Here is a 372-nt window from a genome sequence, read left to right as displayed (position 1 = left end):
GGGCGGCTCCTCGCCGGGGCCGGTCGGTAGTTGCTGCTCGCCCGGATACAGGGTCGGGATGCGGCGCAGGTCGCCATGCCCCAACAGCGATTCGTCCTGGTCGTCGTGATCAACCACCACGGCGGCACTGAACACCGACAGGCGCAACTGGTCGCGGGGCTGGCCCCACGCCACGCGGTCATTGACCACGTAGGCCGACACGGTGCCGGGGCCGTTGAGCTTCACGACGGAGATCCAGCGCTCGGCCACCAAGTCCTTGACTGCGTATTGGACCGTCCGCAAAGAACGTCCGATGAGCTTGGAAAGTGTCTTCTGGCTGACCACCACGGCGTTCTGGTGGCCCATCTGCGCCACGAGGTGATGCAGCAGCAT

At 65.9% G+C, this 372-nt stretch carries 1 protein-coding gene; it reads right to left on the bottom strand.

Annotation, left to right across the window (positions count from 1 at the left end; genetic code table 11):
* Positions 1–372, bottom strand: a 372-nt coding sequence (locus tag IMZ11_RS44865; RefSeq protein ID WP_228649931.1) for a helix-turn-helix domain-containing protein, incomplete at both ends; no start/stop codon positions are given.

Origin of the sequence: Microtetraspora sp. AC03309 (genome assembly GCF_020826795.1) — a bacterium.
In the GTDB taxonomy this organism is placed as follows: Bacteria; Actinomycetota; Actinomycetes; order Streptosporangiales; family Streptosporangiaceae; genus Microtetraspora; species Microtetraspora glauca.
This window is presented reverse-complemented; position numbering and strand designations above follow the sequence as displayed.